This window comes from Faecalibacterium gallinarum, from assembly GCF_022180365.1.
Lineage (GTDB): Bacteria > Bacillota > Clostridia > Oscillospirales > Ruminococcaceae > Faecalibacterium > Faecalibacterium gallinarum.
On record NZ_BQKV01000029.1, the window covers coordinates 59,436 to 73,159 of the forward strand.

The 13,724-nt window shown below is 58.4% G+C and carries 15 protein-coding genes and 1 pseudogene; all 16 read right to left on the bottom strand.

Going from position 1 to position 13,724, the window contains the following annotated elements:
* Window positions 1–91: 91 nt before the first annotated feature.
* On the bottom strand, window positions 92–874 hold the full coding sequence (locus JCM17207_RS05090) for a DUF4366 domain-containing protein (protein WP_002576344.1): 783 nt from the start codon (window positions 872–874) through the stop codon (window positions 92–94).
* Entirely contained in the window at window positions 864–1,118 is a 255-nt protein-coding gene (locus JCM17207_RS05095) for a DUF4315 family protein (RefSeq protein ID WP_002576345.1), read from the bottom strand. The genes JCM17207_RS05090 and JCM17207_RS05095 overlap by 11 nt, the downstream gene beginning before the upstream one ends.
* Before the next feature lie 33 nt (window positions 1,119–1,151).
* Window positions 1,152–2,885 (bottom strand): C40 family peptidase, encoded by a 1,734-nt coding sequence (locus JCM17207_RS05100; RefSeq protein ID WP_002576346.1) that lies wholly within the window; start codon window positions 2,883–2,885, stop codon window positions 1,152–1,154.
* Complete coding sequence (locus tag JCM17207_RS05105) at window positions 2,878–3,258, bottom strand: DUF3851 domain-containing protein (protein WP_002576347.1); 381 nt, start codon at window positions 3,256–3,258, stop codon at window positions 2,878–2,880. Before JCM17207_RS05105 ends, JCM17207_RS05100 begins: the two co-directional genes overlap by 8 nt.
* Window positions 3,255–5,702 carry a VirB4-like conjugal transfer ATPase, CD1110 family gene (locus JCM17207_RS05110; RefSeq protein WP_002576348.1) on the bottom strand — a complete coding sequence of 816 codons (2,448 nt, stop codon included), beginning with the start codon at window positions 5,700–5,702 and terminating at the stop codon, window positions 3,255–3,257. Before JCM17207_RS05110 ends, JCM17207_RS05105 begins: the two co-directional genes overlap by 4 nt.
* Window positions 5,632–6,048 (bottom strand): PrgI family protein, encoded by a 417-nt coding sequence (locus JCM17207_RS05115; protein ID WP_007045884.1) that lies wholly within the window; start codon window positions 6,046–6,048, stop codon window positions 5,632–5,634. The genes JCM17207_RS05110 and JCM17207_RS05115 overlap by 71 nt, the downstream gene beginning before the upstream one ends.
* Before the next feature lie 22 nt (window positions 6,049–6,070).
* On the bottom strand, window positions 6,071–6,940 hold the full coding sequence (locus tag JCM17207_RS05120) for a VirB6/TrbL-like conjugal transfer protein, CD1112 family (RefSeq protein ID WP_002576349.1): 870 nt from the start codon (window positions 6,938–6,940) through the stop codon (window positions 6,071–6,073).
* Between the two features lie 70 nt (window positions 6,941–7,010).
* Window positions 7,011–7,109 (bottom strand): annotated as a pseudogene (locus tag JCM17207_RS13785) (Maff2 family mobile element protein); the annotation flags it as partial.
* A gap of 86 nt (window positions 7,110–7,195) precedes the next feature.
* The gene (locus tag JCM17207_RS05130; RefSeq protein WP_002571010.1) at window positions 7,196–8,815 is read right to left on the bottom strand and encodes a recombinase family protein; all 1,620 of its coding nucleotides are present in this window, start codon (window positions 8,813–8,815) and stop codon (window positions 7,196–7,198) included.
* Window positions 8,816–8,926: 111 nt separating this feature from the next.
* Window positions 8,927–9,115 carry a transposon-encoded TnpW family protein gene (locus JCM17207_RS05135; protein ID WP_002571011.1) on the bottom strand — a complete coding sequence of 63 codons (189 nt, stop codon included), beginning with the start codon at window positions 9,113–9,115 and terminating at the stop codon, window positions 8,927–8,929.
* A 14-nt stretch (window positions 9,116–9,129) separates the two neighbouring features.
* Complete coding sequence (locus tag JCM17207_RS05140) at window positions 9,130–9,972, bottom strand: ATP-binding protein (RefSeq protein ID WP_002571012.1); 843 nt, start codon at window positions 9,970–9,972, stop codon at window positions 9,130–9,132.
* The gene (locus JCM17207_RS05145; protein WP_002571013.1) at window positions 9,969–10,820 is read right to left on the bottom strand and encodes a replication initiator protein A; all 852 of its coding nucleotides are present in this window, start codon (window positions 10,818–10,820) and stop codon (window positions 9,969–9,971) included. Before JCM17207_RS05145 ends, JCM17207_RS05140 begins: the two co-directional genes overlap by 4 nt.
* Window positions 10,821–10,835: 15 nt before the next feature.
* Window positions 10,836–11,222, bottom strand: coding sequence for a cysteine-rich VLP domain-containing protein (locus JCM17207_RS05150; RefSeq protein ID WP_002571014.1), 387 nt, complete (start codon window positions 11,220–11,222; stop codon window positions 10,836–10,838).
* Window positions 11,212–12,828 (bottom strand): relaxase/mobilization nuclease domain-containing protein, encoded by a 1,617-nt coding sequence (locus tag JCM17207_RS05155; protein ID WP_002571015.1) that lies wholly within the window; start codon window positions 12,826–12,828, stop codon window positions 11,212–11,214. The genes JCM17207_RS05150 and JCM17207_RS05155 overlap by 11 nt, the downstream gene beginning before the upstream one ends.
* Window positions 12,800–13,198: a plasmid mobilization protein gene (locus tag JCM17207_RS05160; protein ID WP_002578912.1), complete on the bottom strand. Its 399-nt coding sequence runs from the start codon at window positions 13,196–13,198 to the stop codon at window positions 12,800–12,802. Before JCM17207_RS05160 ends, JCM17207_RS05155 begins: the two co-directional genes overlap by 29 nt.
* 17 nt (window positions 13,199–13,215) lie before the next feature.
* Window positions 13,216–13,724: hypothetical protein (locus JCM17207_RS05165; protein ID WP_444979636.1), on the bottom strand; the 509-nt coding region annotated here is incomplete at its 5' end.

Consider the following 13,724-nt stretch of genomic DNA (forward strand, 5'->3'; position numbering starts at 1 on the left):
CCGGGAGATAAAGAGGGAGGACGGGAAGCTGCCTTCCCGCCCTCCGGCCTGCGCGTCATCATGGGTTCATAAGGGCTGTCGGTGAACCGGGTCATTTGGCCGGGTTCTCGCTTTCCTCATCGCCGCCCCCGCCGGCGTCCTCCGGCTCGTCAGATTCCTCGGTCTCCCAAGGGTCCTCGTCCTCCTGTTCGGTATCGTCCTCGCCGTAGTCGTAATCATCCAGGTTGTCGCTGCCCTTGGTCTTGGGCTTCTGCTTGATGAATTTGAAGTAGACCAGCGCACCGATGCCGCCCAGCACAGCCAGCACCACCAGCAGCATCGCCGGGTTCAGCCCTGCCGGTTCCTGTTCCGGCTCCGGCTCTGTTTCCGGGTCAGGGGTGGGTTCCGGCTCCTGGCCCGTACACTCTGCCATATTCACGGCGCACACCGGGCAGGCCGTATTCACCGCACCGGCGGCGCACTTTTCCGTGCAGTTGCAGACGGCGGGCGTTTCCTCCGCCGTCTCGCCGTCCTCCATCAGCGCCTCCAGGTCGGCCTCGTCCACCTGGTTCAAGAAGTGGACGGCGGTCTCCTTGTCCTCGTTGGCGCGGTCAATGAGGATGTAAAAATAGTTACCCGCCTTGGTGGTGACGGTGATGAGCTGCTTGTTGCCGCCAAAGTCATCCACCAGGGCGGCGTTGCCCTCCGGGGTCAGGGCGGGGCTGTCCTCGGTTTCCTCCACCACCACGTTGCTGTCGTTGGTGGCGTCCGCCGCCGGTGTGGCCGTGGGCGCAGGGTCAGTGCCCTGGGCAAAGGCGGTCACAGAGAAGCCGCCCATCAGCATCAGGCAGGTGCAAAGGGCGGCAAAGGTTCTGAAAATCTTTTTATTCTTCATGGGTCATTTCCTCCTGTTCGGGATTGGCAGAACCCACCGCCCGGCCGGGCACCATGCCGCCAGACAGCATGGCGGACAGCTGGGCCGGGGTCATACGCAGGGCGCGGACCATCTGGACGATCTCCAGGTTCTCCGCCTCGGTTTTCTGCGCTTCCAGGTCTTTCAGCTTTTCCTGCTGTTCCGCGATCTTCTCGCGGGTTTTGGCGATCTCCTGGTCGATGCGCTCGATTTTGTTTTTAGCCATAGTCAAATCACTCCTATTCTTCATAAAAATTTGTCACCAGTTCATCAAGCCGTAGCCCTTGATGCACTCGTAGGTCAGGGAATAACTCTTGATTTTGCAGGCGTCGCCGGAATTACCCTCTACGGTGTAAACCCGGCTGCCGTCGGTGCCCACTACGATGCCCACATGGTCGGCGCTGCCATCCAAGTCCCAATCGAAGAAGATAGCGTCGCCTGGGGCGATGTTGGCGTAATCCCGCCCGCCCCATTGTCCGTGCGACTGGAACCAGGGGATGCCCTGGGACTGGCAGGCGGCAAAGCGCGGCTCGGAAAGGCCCATCTGGCCGTAACACCAGGACACGAAGCAAGCGCACCACTCCACGCGGGAATTAAAGCCGTACCAGCTCCAATAGGGCTGGCCGCCCACGTTGCCCACCTGGCTTTTGGCGATGTCCACCACCGCCTGATTGCCGGGCCGGGTGCCGTTGACAAACTCCACACCGGCCAAACTCTCGGAATCGCTGGTGTCGGCGGACCCGCCGCCGAAGATCAGGGGCTTGTTGCCCAGCGTCTGCCGGTACACCTGGTACATTTCCAGCTGATCCGGCGTCAGCAGCTCCAACGCCACGGAGGAGATGGGCTTGCTGGTGAGGGTCACATTTAAGATGTAGTAGTTGTAGGGCACTTCCACGTCATACTCGTTGCCCTCGCTGTCTGTCCGGGTCTCGGTGCGGTAGCGCACCTCCACTTCCTCGGTCAGCGTCAGCTGGTATTGGGCCGCGAAAATGCGTTCCAGCTCCGCCTGGGCGCTTGCCCGCGTGTAGCCTTGCAGCACAGCGGACAGGTAGGCCGCCAGCTCGTGGGGGTCGTGGCCGATCATATCCAGGTCATAGCGGTACTCGTCATAGCCGGGGTGGCTGCTCTCGATGTTGTCGATCTCGGCTTGCAGCGCGGCCTCCTTGGCGGCGTAGTTGGCCTCCACCGCCACCAGCTCCGGGTCATCCGATGGGTAGGTGGTGCCGGAGATCATCGAACCGATGCTCTGCGCCATCATGGAGCAGGAGGACATGGTGTTGAGCAGCAAGCAGACGATTAAAAATAGGCCCAGGGCGATGCCAAAGCCCTTTTTATGGCGCATCACATAGGCCCCGGCCTGCTGGGCTTTCTCCTTGACCGTCTTGGCCGCTTTGCCGGTCTTTTGGGCGGCACCGGCGGCGCTCCCGCCGGACTGTGCGGCCCGTTTGGCGGCGGCGTACTGCTTCTTGATCTGCTGTTTCTGCTGCCAGCGGGACAGCGGGTTGCTGGCTGCCGCAGGGTTTTCATAGACAGACTTCTGGAACAGCGCCTCGATGTTGGCCTTTTCCAGCTTCCGCTCGGCCTGGGCGGCCTTGCGGTAAGGTTTCAGTTTGTGGCTGCGGTAGCCCTCCCTCGCCAGATGCACGCCGGTCTCTACGGCTTCCTCAGACTTGTGGGCGCTTTCCACGCCCACGTTACCGTCCTCGGTCTTGCGGATCTCCTGGTGGAGCTTGCCCGCCACTGCGTTGCCCGGCGCGTCCCGCACTGTATGGGACAGTTTGGAGGGCGGCCGGGGCTTATCCTCCAGCACCAGCTTGGTCGTGACCTTGCCGGTCTTGGGGTCCACCTCGGCCCGTTTGACCTGCTTTTTCGGGATTTTTGCCTGCGCCTTGTCCGCTTTGACGGCGGCCTTCTCCGCCTTGCGGATGGGCTTTTCCAGCGCCGGGTCCGCCCGTTCTTCCTCCGTGAAGCGCAGGCGCGGTTCCTTAATCAAACCATTCCCCCAGCATGAGGGAGGCCGCCATGCTGGAAAGCTCCGCATAGGCCGCCAGCCCCAGCGGACCCACGAAGCGGCACTCGGTCAGGCAGGCGTAGAGCTGGGCCACTACGTCGGCCAAAATCTGGACCTCGGTGCCCTCCAGCACAGTCTCACCGGCCTGCCCGCGCTGGACCTTGGCGGCGCACAGAATCTCCACCAGCCGCAGCAGGCCGGTCTCGCCGGTCTCGGTCAGTTCAGCGGCCTGATCCGCCGCCGTGCGGCACTCGGAAACGGCGTCCGCCATCGCCGTCAGGAGCGCGGTGCGCTGGGTTTCCAGCGCCCGGTCCAGAAACATCATGTGGTCGTTATGCAGAATTTCGGGTTTCATCGTCCATCAGCCTCCTTCATTTCCTGGGGTTTGGTCGTCATAATGCGATACAGTTCGGTGTTTTTCGGGAAGTGATCCACAAAGGGCAGAATCGTGGAGCCGTAGAACAGCAGCCCCTCGCCCTCGCCGGAGTGGGTCACATAGGACAGCTGGTGCGGGGAAATGCCCAGCTGCCGGGCCAAAATCTGCCGGTCGCCGCCCGCCTGGTTGAGCATATACACGAAGTCGGAGTTTTCAAAGATGTTCTCCACCTCGCGGGAAGAAAGCAGGTCCTTCACGTTCTGGGTGATCCCGGTCGGGATGCCGCCCCACTTTCTGAACCGCTTCCAAATCTCCACCGTATAGGCGGCGGTCTGTTCCTCTTTGAGCAGCAGGTGCATCTCGTCGATGTAGTAGCGGGTGGACTTACGGGCCGCCCGGTTGATGGTGACGCGGTTCCACACCTGGTCCTGCACCACCAGCATCCCGATCTTTTTCAGCTGCTTGCCCAGCTCCTTGATGTCATAGCAAACAATGCGGTTGTTGATGTCCACGTTGCTGCGGTGGTTGAACACGTTGAGGGAGCCGGTGACGTAGATTTCCAGCGCCGTGGCGATGTACTGCGCCTCTTTCTCATCCTGCGCCCGCAGCAGGTCGTATAAATCCTCCAGAATGGGCATATTCTCCGGGCGCGGATCGTTGAGGTAGTCCTGATAGACCAGCCGCACACAGCGGTCAATGATGGTTTTCTGTACCGGCTGTAATCCGTCCTTTCCGCCCACGATCAGCTCGCACAGCGACAAGATGAAGTCGCTCTTCAGCGACAGCGGGCTTTCATCGTCCGAATAGTCCAGGTTCAGGTCCATCGGGTTGATGTAGTTGGTGGAGGTGGGCGAGATTTTGATGACCTGCCCGTGCAGGCGCTCCACCAGCGGCGCGTACTCGGCCTCCGGGTCGCAGATAATGACATCATCCGAAGTCAGCAGGAAGCAGTTGGCGATCTCGCGCTTGGCCGAAAAGCTCTTGCCGGAACCGGGCGTACCCAGAATCAGGCCGTTGGGGTTTTTCAGCAGCTTGCGGTCCACCATGATGAGGTTATTGGACAGGGCGTTGATGCCGTAGTACAGCGCCTCTTTTCCGTTCTGAAAAAGCTCTTGGGTGGTGAACGGCACGAAGATGGCGGTAGAGCTGGTAGTCAGCCCCCGCTGAATTTCCACCTGGTTCAGCCCCAGCGGCAGAGAGGACATCAAGCCTTCCTCCTGCTGGAAGTCCAGCCGGGTCAGCTGGCAGTTGTACTTCTGTGCGATGGAACTGGCCTGGAAGATGTTGTTGCCCAGCTGGCGGGGATTGTCGGCGGTGTTCAGCACCAGGAACGTCACCAGGAACATCCGCTCGTTGCGGCTTTGCAGGTCCTGCAACAGCTTCTTGGCCTCGGCCCCGTAGGTGGCAAGGTCGGACGGGATGATGTCCATGTCATACCCGGCGCGGACGGCCTTTTTCTGTTCCTCGATCTTGCTGCGGTCCAGGTCGGTGATTTTCCGCTTTACCGTCTTGATGGCCTTCACCTGATCCACCGACTGGATGTGCAGATTCACAATGAGGGAACTTTCCATATCGAGAAAGTCCGCCAGCATACGGTCATTCAGCTCCGGGGCCAGAATCTGCACGAAGCTGACGGCCCCGTACTTCTTTCCCATGCGGAACTGCTTGCCGGTACGGAACTCGAAGCCGGACGGCGCGATAAAGTCCTTGGTGGAAAGGCCGCTGGGAGCCAGCCAGTCCCACTCGAACTGGAAGGGCGCCTGCTCGTCCATGTGGAAGATGGCGTGAAGCTGGGCCAGCCGGGCTTTGCCGTCCAGAACCTCGGCGGCCACGCCCAACCGCTTAAAGTTGTTCAGCACATCGGTCTCGATGCGCTCCAGACGGGGCTTGGCGGAGCGGATGCTGTCGGCCTCGATGGAAAAGGTCAGGTACTTGGTCTTGATAAGGCCGTTGTTGCCCCGCGCCAGCTGGTTTTGCAGCATCTGCGTGTACTCCACCCGGATGGGGTCAAAGTCATCCCCCTGGGCCGGGATGGTAATGCTGTTGGCGAAGGTCTCCTGGGACGCCGCCAGGTTCAAAAAGGACAACTGGAAACGGATGGAGCTGTCGAAGTAGTTGAGGAAATCGCACCAGCCTTCAAAGATGGCGGTCTTGTCCTCGTTCTGGCTGAGCTGGTAGTTGATGTCCTGGAACTGAATGGTCTTGGTGTAGCGGCCATCCGCCACCTTGCAGATGCCGTCCGGCCACATCCGCTCATAGGGGATGCTGTCCTGGGCGGACCGCTCCTTTTTGCCCGTGCGGTTGGCGCGGGCAATCGCTGCCTCGATTTGTTTGCGTTCGGCGCGGGTCAGCTTACGCCGGGGTTTGGTCTGCGGCTCTGCCGGTTCGGCCTGCCGCTTTGTCTTTGCCGCGAACAATGTCATACACCTCCTTGTCGAGATTTGCCTGCCGCTCCAACACGGCATAGAAGTTGTTGGTGCGGTAGGGGCGCTGCTTGGGCCGGATGACGGCCACCTTGAGGATGTTGCCGATGATCTTTTCCAGGGGCTGGCCGTGTTTTTCATACATCGCCAGCATGAAAAAGGGCAGCATGACGAGCATCATGCACATGGCCGCCACGCTGTTGCCAGCAGGCCCCCGGAGCAAAAAGAAAAGCGGCACGCCGATGAGCGCCCCGCAGCCGAAGCAGACAAGCTGCCTCTTGGTTAAGTTGAACGCGACCTTGGTTTTGACTTTCGTCAGGTCTTTGGGTACGGGTACATAAGCCATTGGTAAATTCCCTCCCTCCGGGTCAATGTGCGTTGAATACGGCTTTGGACAGGCTGCCGGTCTTGAACAGCGTAAAGCAAAGCAGCACGGTGTAGCCCACGCAGCTCCAGATTGCCATGATGATGTCCTCCTCGGTGGCGATGTTCTGCACCAGCACGGCGTAGATCGCCACGCAGACGATAATCAAAAACGCCTGGAAGCCCAGGGCCAGCAGGCTGCGCAGGTAGTTCTGGCCCATGCCGCCCCATTCCTTGCCCATCATGGTCGCCATCGGGATGGGGGCCACCGACGTGACAAGGTAAATTTCGATCGTACGGCCATAAATCACGATGAAAATGCAGATATACAGCGCCCACATGGTAATGCCGATAAAGAGCGACTGGAACCACAGGCCGAACAGCGGCCCCAGGTCCATATCCATCAGCCGGGACTCCATATCGGTCATAACAGCGGAGATGTCGATGGAAGCGTCCGAGCCGATGATGCCGGACGCCTGGGCCACCACGCTTTGGGCCATATCGAACACGGCCATGACGAGGTTCCAGGTGTTGGTGACGAGCAAAATCGCGGCGGCGGACTTGAACACCCATTTGAAGATCATCCAGGTGTCCACATCATGCAGGTTGTTGCGGTCGGTAATCATCTGGATCAGCTCCAGCGTCATCACGATGGCCAGGATCACGCCAGCAATCGGCACCATGATGGAGTTGGAAAGGTTCTGGATCATACTGAAAATGCTGCCGTTCCACCCCTGCGGGGTCTGGCCCACCTGCGTGGCGATGTCCGCGACCTGCTGGTTCACACTGTCGAACATCCCCGTTAAGTTTCCCATGATGCCGCCCACCAGCATCTCTTTCAGCCAGTTGGTCAGGGCATCCAATAAGAAATCCATACGGTGTCAAACCTCCTTTCAGCCCCTCCCGCTGTGCGCGGGAGGGGACGAGGATTTCAGCGGGGTACGATCAGACGGTGAACAGGCCGGACAGCAGCGGTACGAGGACCATGCCAACGATGGCGACGCCCGCGCCGGCCATCAGCTGTTTCATGCCCTGGCTTTTTGCTTATGTGTGATAAAGAAGTAATAGAAGTGTAAAAAATTTTGCCGTTCCTATCCGGCACTTGGCCATTGTGTCGGATAGGTCGGGCGTTAGGCTTCGGGCAAGTCAATCTTGCCGACAAAGCTGTAATAAATCTCAATGTCCTGCCTGCGGGTGCCGTTCTCGTCATAGCTACACTCATGCACGACGATTTTCTCAATCATTTCCCGCAAGAGGGTGGGGGTAAGTTCCTCAAAGGCAAGGTGCTTTCGGACGATACCCATAAACTTTTCCGCGTTGACGGTGGCGGCCTGCGACTTGTCCAGTTCGGCCTGCAAAGCGGCGGCGCGGTCTTTCAGTTCCCGCTGTTCCTGCTCATAGTCTGCCGACAGTTCCATGAAACGCTCGTCGCTGATTTTGCCGTTCACATTGTCCTCATACAGCCGCTTGATAATGCGGCTCACTTCGGCAATGCGCTCCTGCGCCTGTTCAAGCTGCTTGGTGGCTGCGGCGGTCTTTCTCTTGCCGCCGATCTCGTTCTGCTGGATAAGCAGCTTCACAAAGCGGCTCTCGTGCTTGGCGGCGTATTCGGTCACTTGCCGGAGATTGGAGAGGACACCGGCGGTCAACAGGTCGGTGCGGATAAAGTGCGCCGTACAGTCGCGGGTGCGCTTCTTGTAGCTGCCGCAGATGTAACAGTCCTGCTTGCGGTTCTTGTTCTGATACCGCTGCTGGTACATCACATGACCGCAGTCGGCGCAGAACAGCATACCGGAGAACAGCCCCACTTCATCATAGCGGTTCGGGCGTTTGCGCTGCTTGCGTAACTCCTGCACGCGCTCCCATGTTTCCCGGTCTATGATAGGCTCATGGTGGTTCTCAAAAATGGCCTGCTTCTCTACGGGGTTCTCTACACTGTGCTTGACCTTGTAAGAGGGCTTCTCCGTCTTGAAGTTTACCAGACAGCCGGTGTACTCCCGGTTTTCGAGGATATGAACAACGGTGTTCGTCGCCCATTTGCACTCATAGCCGGGGTGGTAGCGGCGGGTGCTGCCCGTCCTGCGGTATTCCAGCGTTCCCGGCGTAGGGATTTGCTGCTCCGTAAGCATACGGGCAATCTTGGTCGGGCCATTCCCGGCAAGGCAAAGCTGGTATATCTGCTGGACAACCGGCGCGGTTTCCTCGTCAACGAGATAGTTCTCGTCCTCGTCCATGAGATAGCCATAGACCGGCTTGCTGGTAACGGGCTTGCCGCTCATGCCTTTTGCTCGTTTTACTGCTTTGATTTTCTTGCTCGTATCTCTCACCAGCCATTCGTTGAACAGATTTCGCAGAGGGGTAAAATCGTTGTCCATGCCGCCGTTTGCGCTGTCCACATTGTCGTTGACAGCGATAAAACGCACTCCCTTTTGAGGGAACAGCATTTCCGTGTAAAACCCTACCTGCAAGTAGTTTCGCCCTAACCGGCTCATGTCCTTGACGATGACCGTACCCACTTTCCCGGCTTCAATGTCTGCAAGCATGGCTTGAAAACCGGGGCGCTGGAAGTTCGCGCCGGAAAAGCCGTCGTCGGTGTACCAGCGCAGGTTGGTAAAGCCATTCTGTTTTGCAAAGGCTTCGAGTATCCTTTTTTGGTTCGATATGGAATTACTCTCACCTTGCAATTCGTCCTCATGGGACAATCTCGGATAAAGGGCGGTAATGAGGTTTTGGGTGGCTTGTCTTAACATAAAATCCTCCGTTTCCGACAGCCAGCCCCACTATTCCGTAGCTTTATTGTACCACGGAATAGCGGGGGCTGTATAGCGGCAAAAGTGTAAAATCTGCTTCTTTATGGTTTGTCAAATTGCCGGTTTTTGTGTAGCAGCGGCTTCCGCTTCCAGTACCCGCGCCATTTTGTCGGCGGCGGTGGTGGTAGTGTCTTTCTTGAAATAGCCGGACACGACAAGGACGGAATTGCCCATGCGGATTTCCGTCACGCAGTCGGGGCGGCGGGCGGTGCGGGTGTCGTGCTGCTTGTTATCTGTCATAGGCAATACTCCTTTCAGTCGGTAATCAGTTTCTTCATGCTCTCCATTTTCCGCTGCGCGGCTTCCTGCCGGAAGTTGTCGCCGGTAAAGCGTACCGGGACGCACATGGAAAGCAGGCGGTCATAAATCCGGGAATGGGCGGTGTCCTCCGGGTTCCGCAGGTCGTCCAGCGTGAGGTTGGTCGTGACGATCAGCGGCTTGCCGCTGCGGTAACGGCTGTCAATCACATTGAAAACCTGTTCCAGCCCGTACTCGGTGCCGCGCTCCATGCCGAAGTCGTCAATGATAAGCAGCGGATAGCGGCAAAGGCGGGAAATGTACTCGTTGCGGTTCTCAAAGCTGGCGGCAAGGTCGTTGAGGATAAGGGCAAAATTCGTCATGTGGACGGGGATTTCTTTCTCCATAAGGGCGTTTGCGATACAGCCCGCAAGGTAGCTTTTCCCGGTTCCCACGCCGCCCCAGAACAGGCAGCCGATATTGTCGGCTCGCATATCCTCCCAGTGTTCCACATACCGGCGGGCAATCCCGGCCTGCGGGTTCCTGCCGTTGTCGTTCTCAAAAGTCCAGTCCCGCATGGTGGGGTCGGTAAAGCCCCGGCGTTTCAGTTCCTCCACGGTGTCAAAGTGCCTGCGCCGCTTCTCGGCGGCCTCCCGTTCCTCGCGGGCGGCTCTCTGGCAGTCGCACTCTGCCGGGTGGCGGTCGCGGCCAAAGATAGCGGCCTTATCCGGCGCAAAATAGGCTTCTTTCGGCTTGCGGCACCTGCCGCAGTACAGTAAACCGTCCTCGCCGGTGTAGTCCTCCGGCTCCGGGGTGGCAGTCGTCATATTCTCCAAAACAGCGTTGATTTCGTTCTTCATAAACTCTCGCCCTCCTTGCATGAGTAGTCAGGGATGCCCTTTTTCGGGGCGCCCTTTTTGTCGTTCCCCGCCCATATCCGAAGGGCGGCGGCATAGTTCTGGTAGCTTTTCCCGCTGGCGGCAAGGTAGCGGCTCATTTCCTCGATGAACCGTTCCAGCCTGTCGGGGTACTCTGCCTGCAACTCGTCGTATTCGGTCTGTGACAGAAAAATATTCTGGTATCGGCCATAGGGCGCGGGCGGCTCCCCACTCACTCCCTTTGTTTGGTTCTCTGTAAGGTTGTTTATAGTAGTTTGGTTAGGGGACGGTTTTCCGACCATCATAAGGTCGGTTTTCTGACCATCAGTTGGTCGGTTTTCCGGCTCTATGAGGGTCGGTTTTCCGGCCATCAGTTGGTCGGAAAACTGTACCTGTGGCACACGCGGCACTTTCACATACAGTCGGTTCGGTGCGGAGAAGCCGCCCCGTTCCCGTTCCAGCAGCCCCGCCATGTCCAGTTCATTCAGCGCCCCCTTTATGGTGGTGCTGCCTTTATCCAGTATTTCGGCTATCTCCGCGATGGGATAGATAATATAAATCCTGCCCTCGCCGTCCTGCCACTTGTTCTTCTGGGAGAGGGTGGAGCGGTCTAACAGCAGCGCATAGAGCAGCTTGGCGGTCTGGGAAATCTCCATTTTCAGCAGGAAACGGGGATAGGGCAGATAGGCGGGCAGCTTCGTGTCTGCCATGATATAATCAGCGATAGGATCACCTCCCTGTGTTCGGGTTGATTTTGACGGTTTGTACGCATTTAGAACGCTGTTTCCGGGGGAAAAGGATAAATGTATCGCGTACCCTTTGACACCCACGAAAAAAGCCTTGATTTATGCGGGTTTGAAAGGCTCTAAAGCGTGACATTTCTGCCTTTGTTTCTGCTTTCGCTCGGCGGCTTTGATTTTCTTCATGCGTCCGGCGCAGCCGGGGCAGTATTTTCCCCGGTTGGATTTGGGGACAAAGGCCGCGCCGCAGACGGCGCACCGTTTCCGGCTCCCCCGGTACAAGAGGGCTGCGGCCAGCTCCCCGTCAAGGGGCAGGACAGCCACACGGAACCAGCGGCACATGAGGGAAAAGGAAATGCTCTGGACGCATACGCAAGGCTCCCCGTCGTCCAACAGCAGGCAGTTCCCCTCGTCGTAGTTACAGCACTCATGCACCAGCCGCCGCGCCCGCCGGTGCTGGCGGTAGTCCATGCGGGGCAGGTTATCGCTCATGGCTCTGCTCCTTTCTGCGGCGGGGTTCCTCCCGGCGCAAAATCTGGTCGATGTTCCGCTTGACGGTCTGCAACTCCTTAAACCGCTGTTTCTGTGCGTGATAGGTGTTATACAGGCCGGATTTCTTGGAAACAAGCTGCTCGATCTCGTCCTGCAACGCTTTCCGGGCGGGCAGCCTGGTAATGCCATGTGCCTTGAAATACCGGGCGGCTGCGTCGGCTATGATAAAATCGCTCTCATGCGCCTGCCGGTATGCTTCGCGGGCTTTGGGGGATTTCTGCGCTTTCAGGCCGTCGCGGACGGGTTTGGTCTTGGCGTAGGCCAGCACCTGTCGCTGCAATTCCTTTTTCCCTTGCAGCTTCGTTTCCAGTGCTTTCAGTTCGCCGCTGGTCTGGCGCATTTCCTGATAGGCGGTATCAACGGCGGCTTCTAACTGCTCCGGGGAAGTGAAGCCGTATTCCTGATACACATTCAGCGTCGCGGCCATCTGTTTGAGGTTGTGCATGGTCGCCCAGCGTTCATAGCCCCGGCCTTTCCCCTCGGCTTTCTTCTGCTCAATGTCCACAAGCCGCTGCACATTCGGGGCGGTTCGGGCGGCTCTGTCTGCCCGCAGTTGGTCTTGGATAGAGGGCGGGGTGCTGGATATAGCCGCGGCCTTTTCTGCGGCTCTGGCGGCGTTCTGCTCCAAAACGGCAAGGACAGCGGCGCGGTCAAAATCGTCGCCCAGCTTGCGGGCGGAAATGGGCTTTGTCCTGTCCGGCGTGAGGTAACTAAGCCGCCCCCGGCTCTCCTTGACGGTCACGCCCTCCCGCAGCAGCAGAGAGGAAAAATCCTCGAATGAGGCCGCCGCAGACAGCGCGGCGCGTATGGTCTGCCGCAGCTTCTCTTTGTTCGTTTCAAACTTGGTCTGCCGGGGCGTGATACCGCCTGCAATCATGGGGGCGTTCTGCTTGTCCAGCGCGGCCTGTCCCTTTTTCTGCGCCCAATACTCCCGGTCTGTGACGCGGTTCTTGCTGCCGTTCAAGAGGTCGATTTGGTAAAGCCCCTCCCGGTGGCACATCTCCATGACTTCGGACTTGAAGTAGCGCAAGGCCGCGTCGGTACAGCGGTGCTTGCACCCGGCTTTCGTGTCGGCTGGCCTGTCCATGTAGGGCAGGAACGGGACTTCCTCTATCCGCAGCGAATTGATAACGATATGCACATGGATATTGCCGCTGTGGTTATGCCCGTCCGGGTGGGTGCATACAAGGGCTTGGTGGCCGGGGAAATGCTCGGCGCAAAACTTCTCGCCCAATTCCTGCGCCCGGTCTACGGTCAGGCCGTTGTCCGGGCCGTCCCGTGGGTCAAAGCTGATGATATAGTGGTGACTTTTCACATCTTCCCGCCGTTGGTTTTTCTCATAGCGGAGATTTGCCCGCATACAGGCAACGGCAAAATCCTCCCCGCCGCAGTTCAGCGTGGACAGCCGGTAGTCCTCGCGGGGGATAAGCCTGCCGGTTTCATCAAGGACGGGCTTCATGGTAAACTCGTCATGCTCAAAAAGCAGGTATTGTTCGGCGGCTCCGTAGTCGGCGTTTTTAGAGTTGATATGCTTGAGTGTTGCCAACCGCGTCACCTACTTTCTGTAAGATTTCATACTTGAGGGCGGCAAGGTCGGCTATGGCGGCGCGTACCTCGCCGGACAGCGCATTGTAGGGTACGCCGTACTCGTTCAGATACCGGGCAATCTGGTTGAGGTTGCCGCCGATCCTGCCGTACTCGGCTGTGAGTTTCCCGACAGCGGAAAGCAGCTCGTCATTGACCGCCGACACATGGATAATTGGGCGTATGGCGGTGCGCCGTATCGCCTGCCGGAGAAATTCGGACTGGCTGATACCATAGGGCGCAAGCCGCGCTGTGAAGTCGGCGTATTCATCTTCGGACAGCCGGGTTTTCACAACGCGGCTGCGGTGGGGCGTGTTGTATCGCTTCGGCATGGGCTGTAAACCTCCTTTCACTTATCACAAAAAATAGGCTGGTCTGTTAGGTATTTCCGGGGCAGTTCTCGCAAAAAAACGGCCTGCCGAACGGAAATCTTTTTGCGGCGCAAGCCGCCATAGCAGGGTTTGGGGAAGGCACTCCCCAACAAGTTTCCCGCGAGGGACAAAACCGCAGAATTGCGGATTTTGGCACCGTGGTAGAAACTTGCTCTAAGACTGCCGCAGACTGCCCCTGTCTGGTTTTTCCGTACATAGAACGGACAGGACAGGGCTTGCGGCCCGCTGTGGGCGGCCTTTTTTCCTTTCGCCAATATGACGCCGGAACGGGGCTTTGCTGCCCGCTGGCTGCGGCTTTTTCCCTTTCCGCTAAAGATACATTTCAAAGGCCGCCAGCTACCCGCTGGACGGGGATTTTTCAAAATTTCTTTTGCCTTAGTAATCCGGGCAACAGGATTTTGGCAACCGGCGGGGCAGAGAATTTTTCCTTTCACTCCCCACACCACCGCTCTTAGAAATTTGCCAA

Coding starts and splice junctions, on each gene's coding strand:
- JCM17207_RS05090 (WP_002576344.1), bottom strand. CDS start 874: ATGAAGAATAAAAAGATTTTCAGAACCTTTGCCGCCCTTTGCACCTGC.
- JCM17207_RS05095 (WP_002576345.1), bottom strand. CDS start 1,118: ATGGCTAAAAACAAAATCGAGCGCATCGACCAGGAGATCGCCAAAACC.
- JCM17207_RS05105 (WP_002576347.1), bottom strand. CDS start 3,258: ATGAAACCCGAAATTCTGCATAACGACCACATGATGTTTCTGGACCGG.
- JCM17207_RS05110 (WP_002576348.1), bottom strand. CDS start 5,702: ATGACATTGTTCGCGGCAAAGACAAAGCGGCAGGCCGAACCGGCAGAG.
- JCM17207_RS05115 (WP_007045884.1), bottom strand. CDS start 6,048: ATGGCTTATGTACCCGTACCCAAAGACCTGACGAAAGTCAAAACCAAG.
- JCM17207_RS05120 (WP_002576349.1), bottom strand. CDS start 6,940: ATGGATTTCTTATTGGATGCCCTGACCAACTGGCTGAAAGAGATGCTG.
- JCM17207_RS05130 (WP_002571010.1), bottom strand. CDS start 8,815: ATGTTAAGACAAGCCACCCAAAACCTCATTACCGCCCTTTATCCGAGA.
- JCM17207_RS05135 (WP_002571011.1), bottom strand. CDS start 9,115: ATGACAGATAACAAGCAGCACGACACCCGCACCGCCCGCCGCCCCGAC.
- JCM17207_RS05140 (WP_002571012.1), bottom strand. CDS start 9,972: ATGAAGAACGAAATCAACGCTGTTTTGGAGAATATGACGACTGCCACC.
- JCM17207_RS05150 (WP_002571014.1), bottom strand. CDS start 11,222: ATGAGCGATAACCTGCCCCGCATGGACTACCGCCAGCACCGGCGGGCG.
- JCM17207_RS05160 (WP_002578912.1), bottom strand. CDS start 13,198: ATGCCGAAGCGATACAACACGCCCCACCGCAGCCGCGTTGTGAAAACC.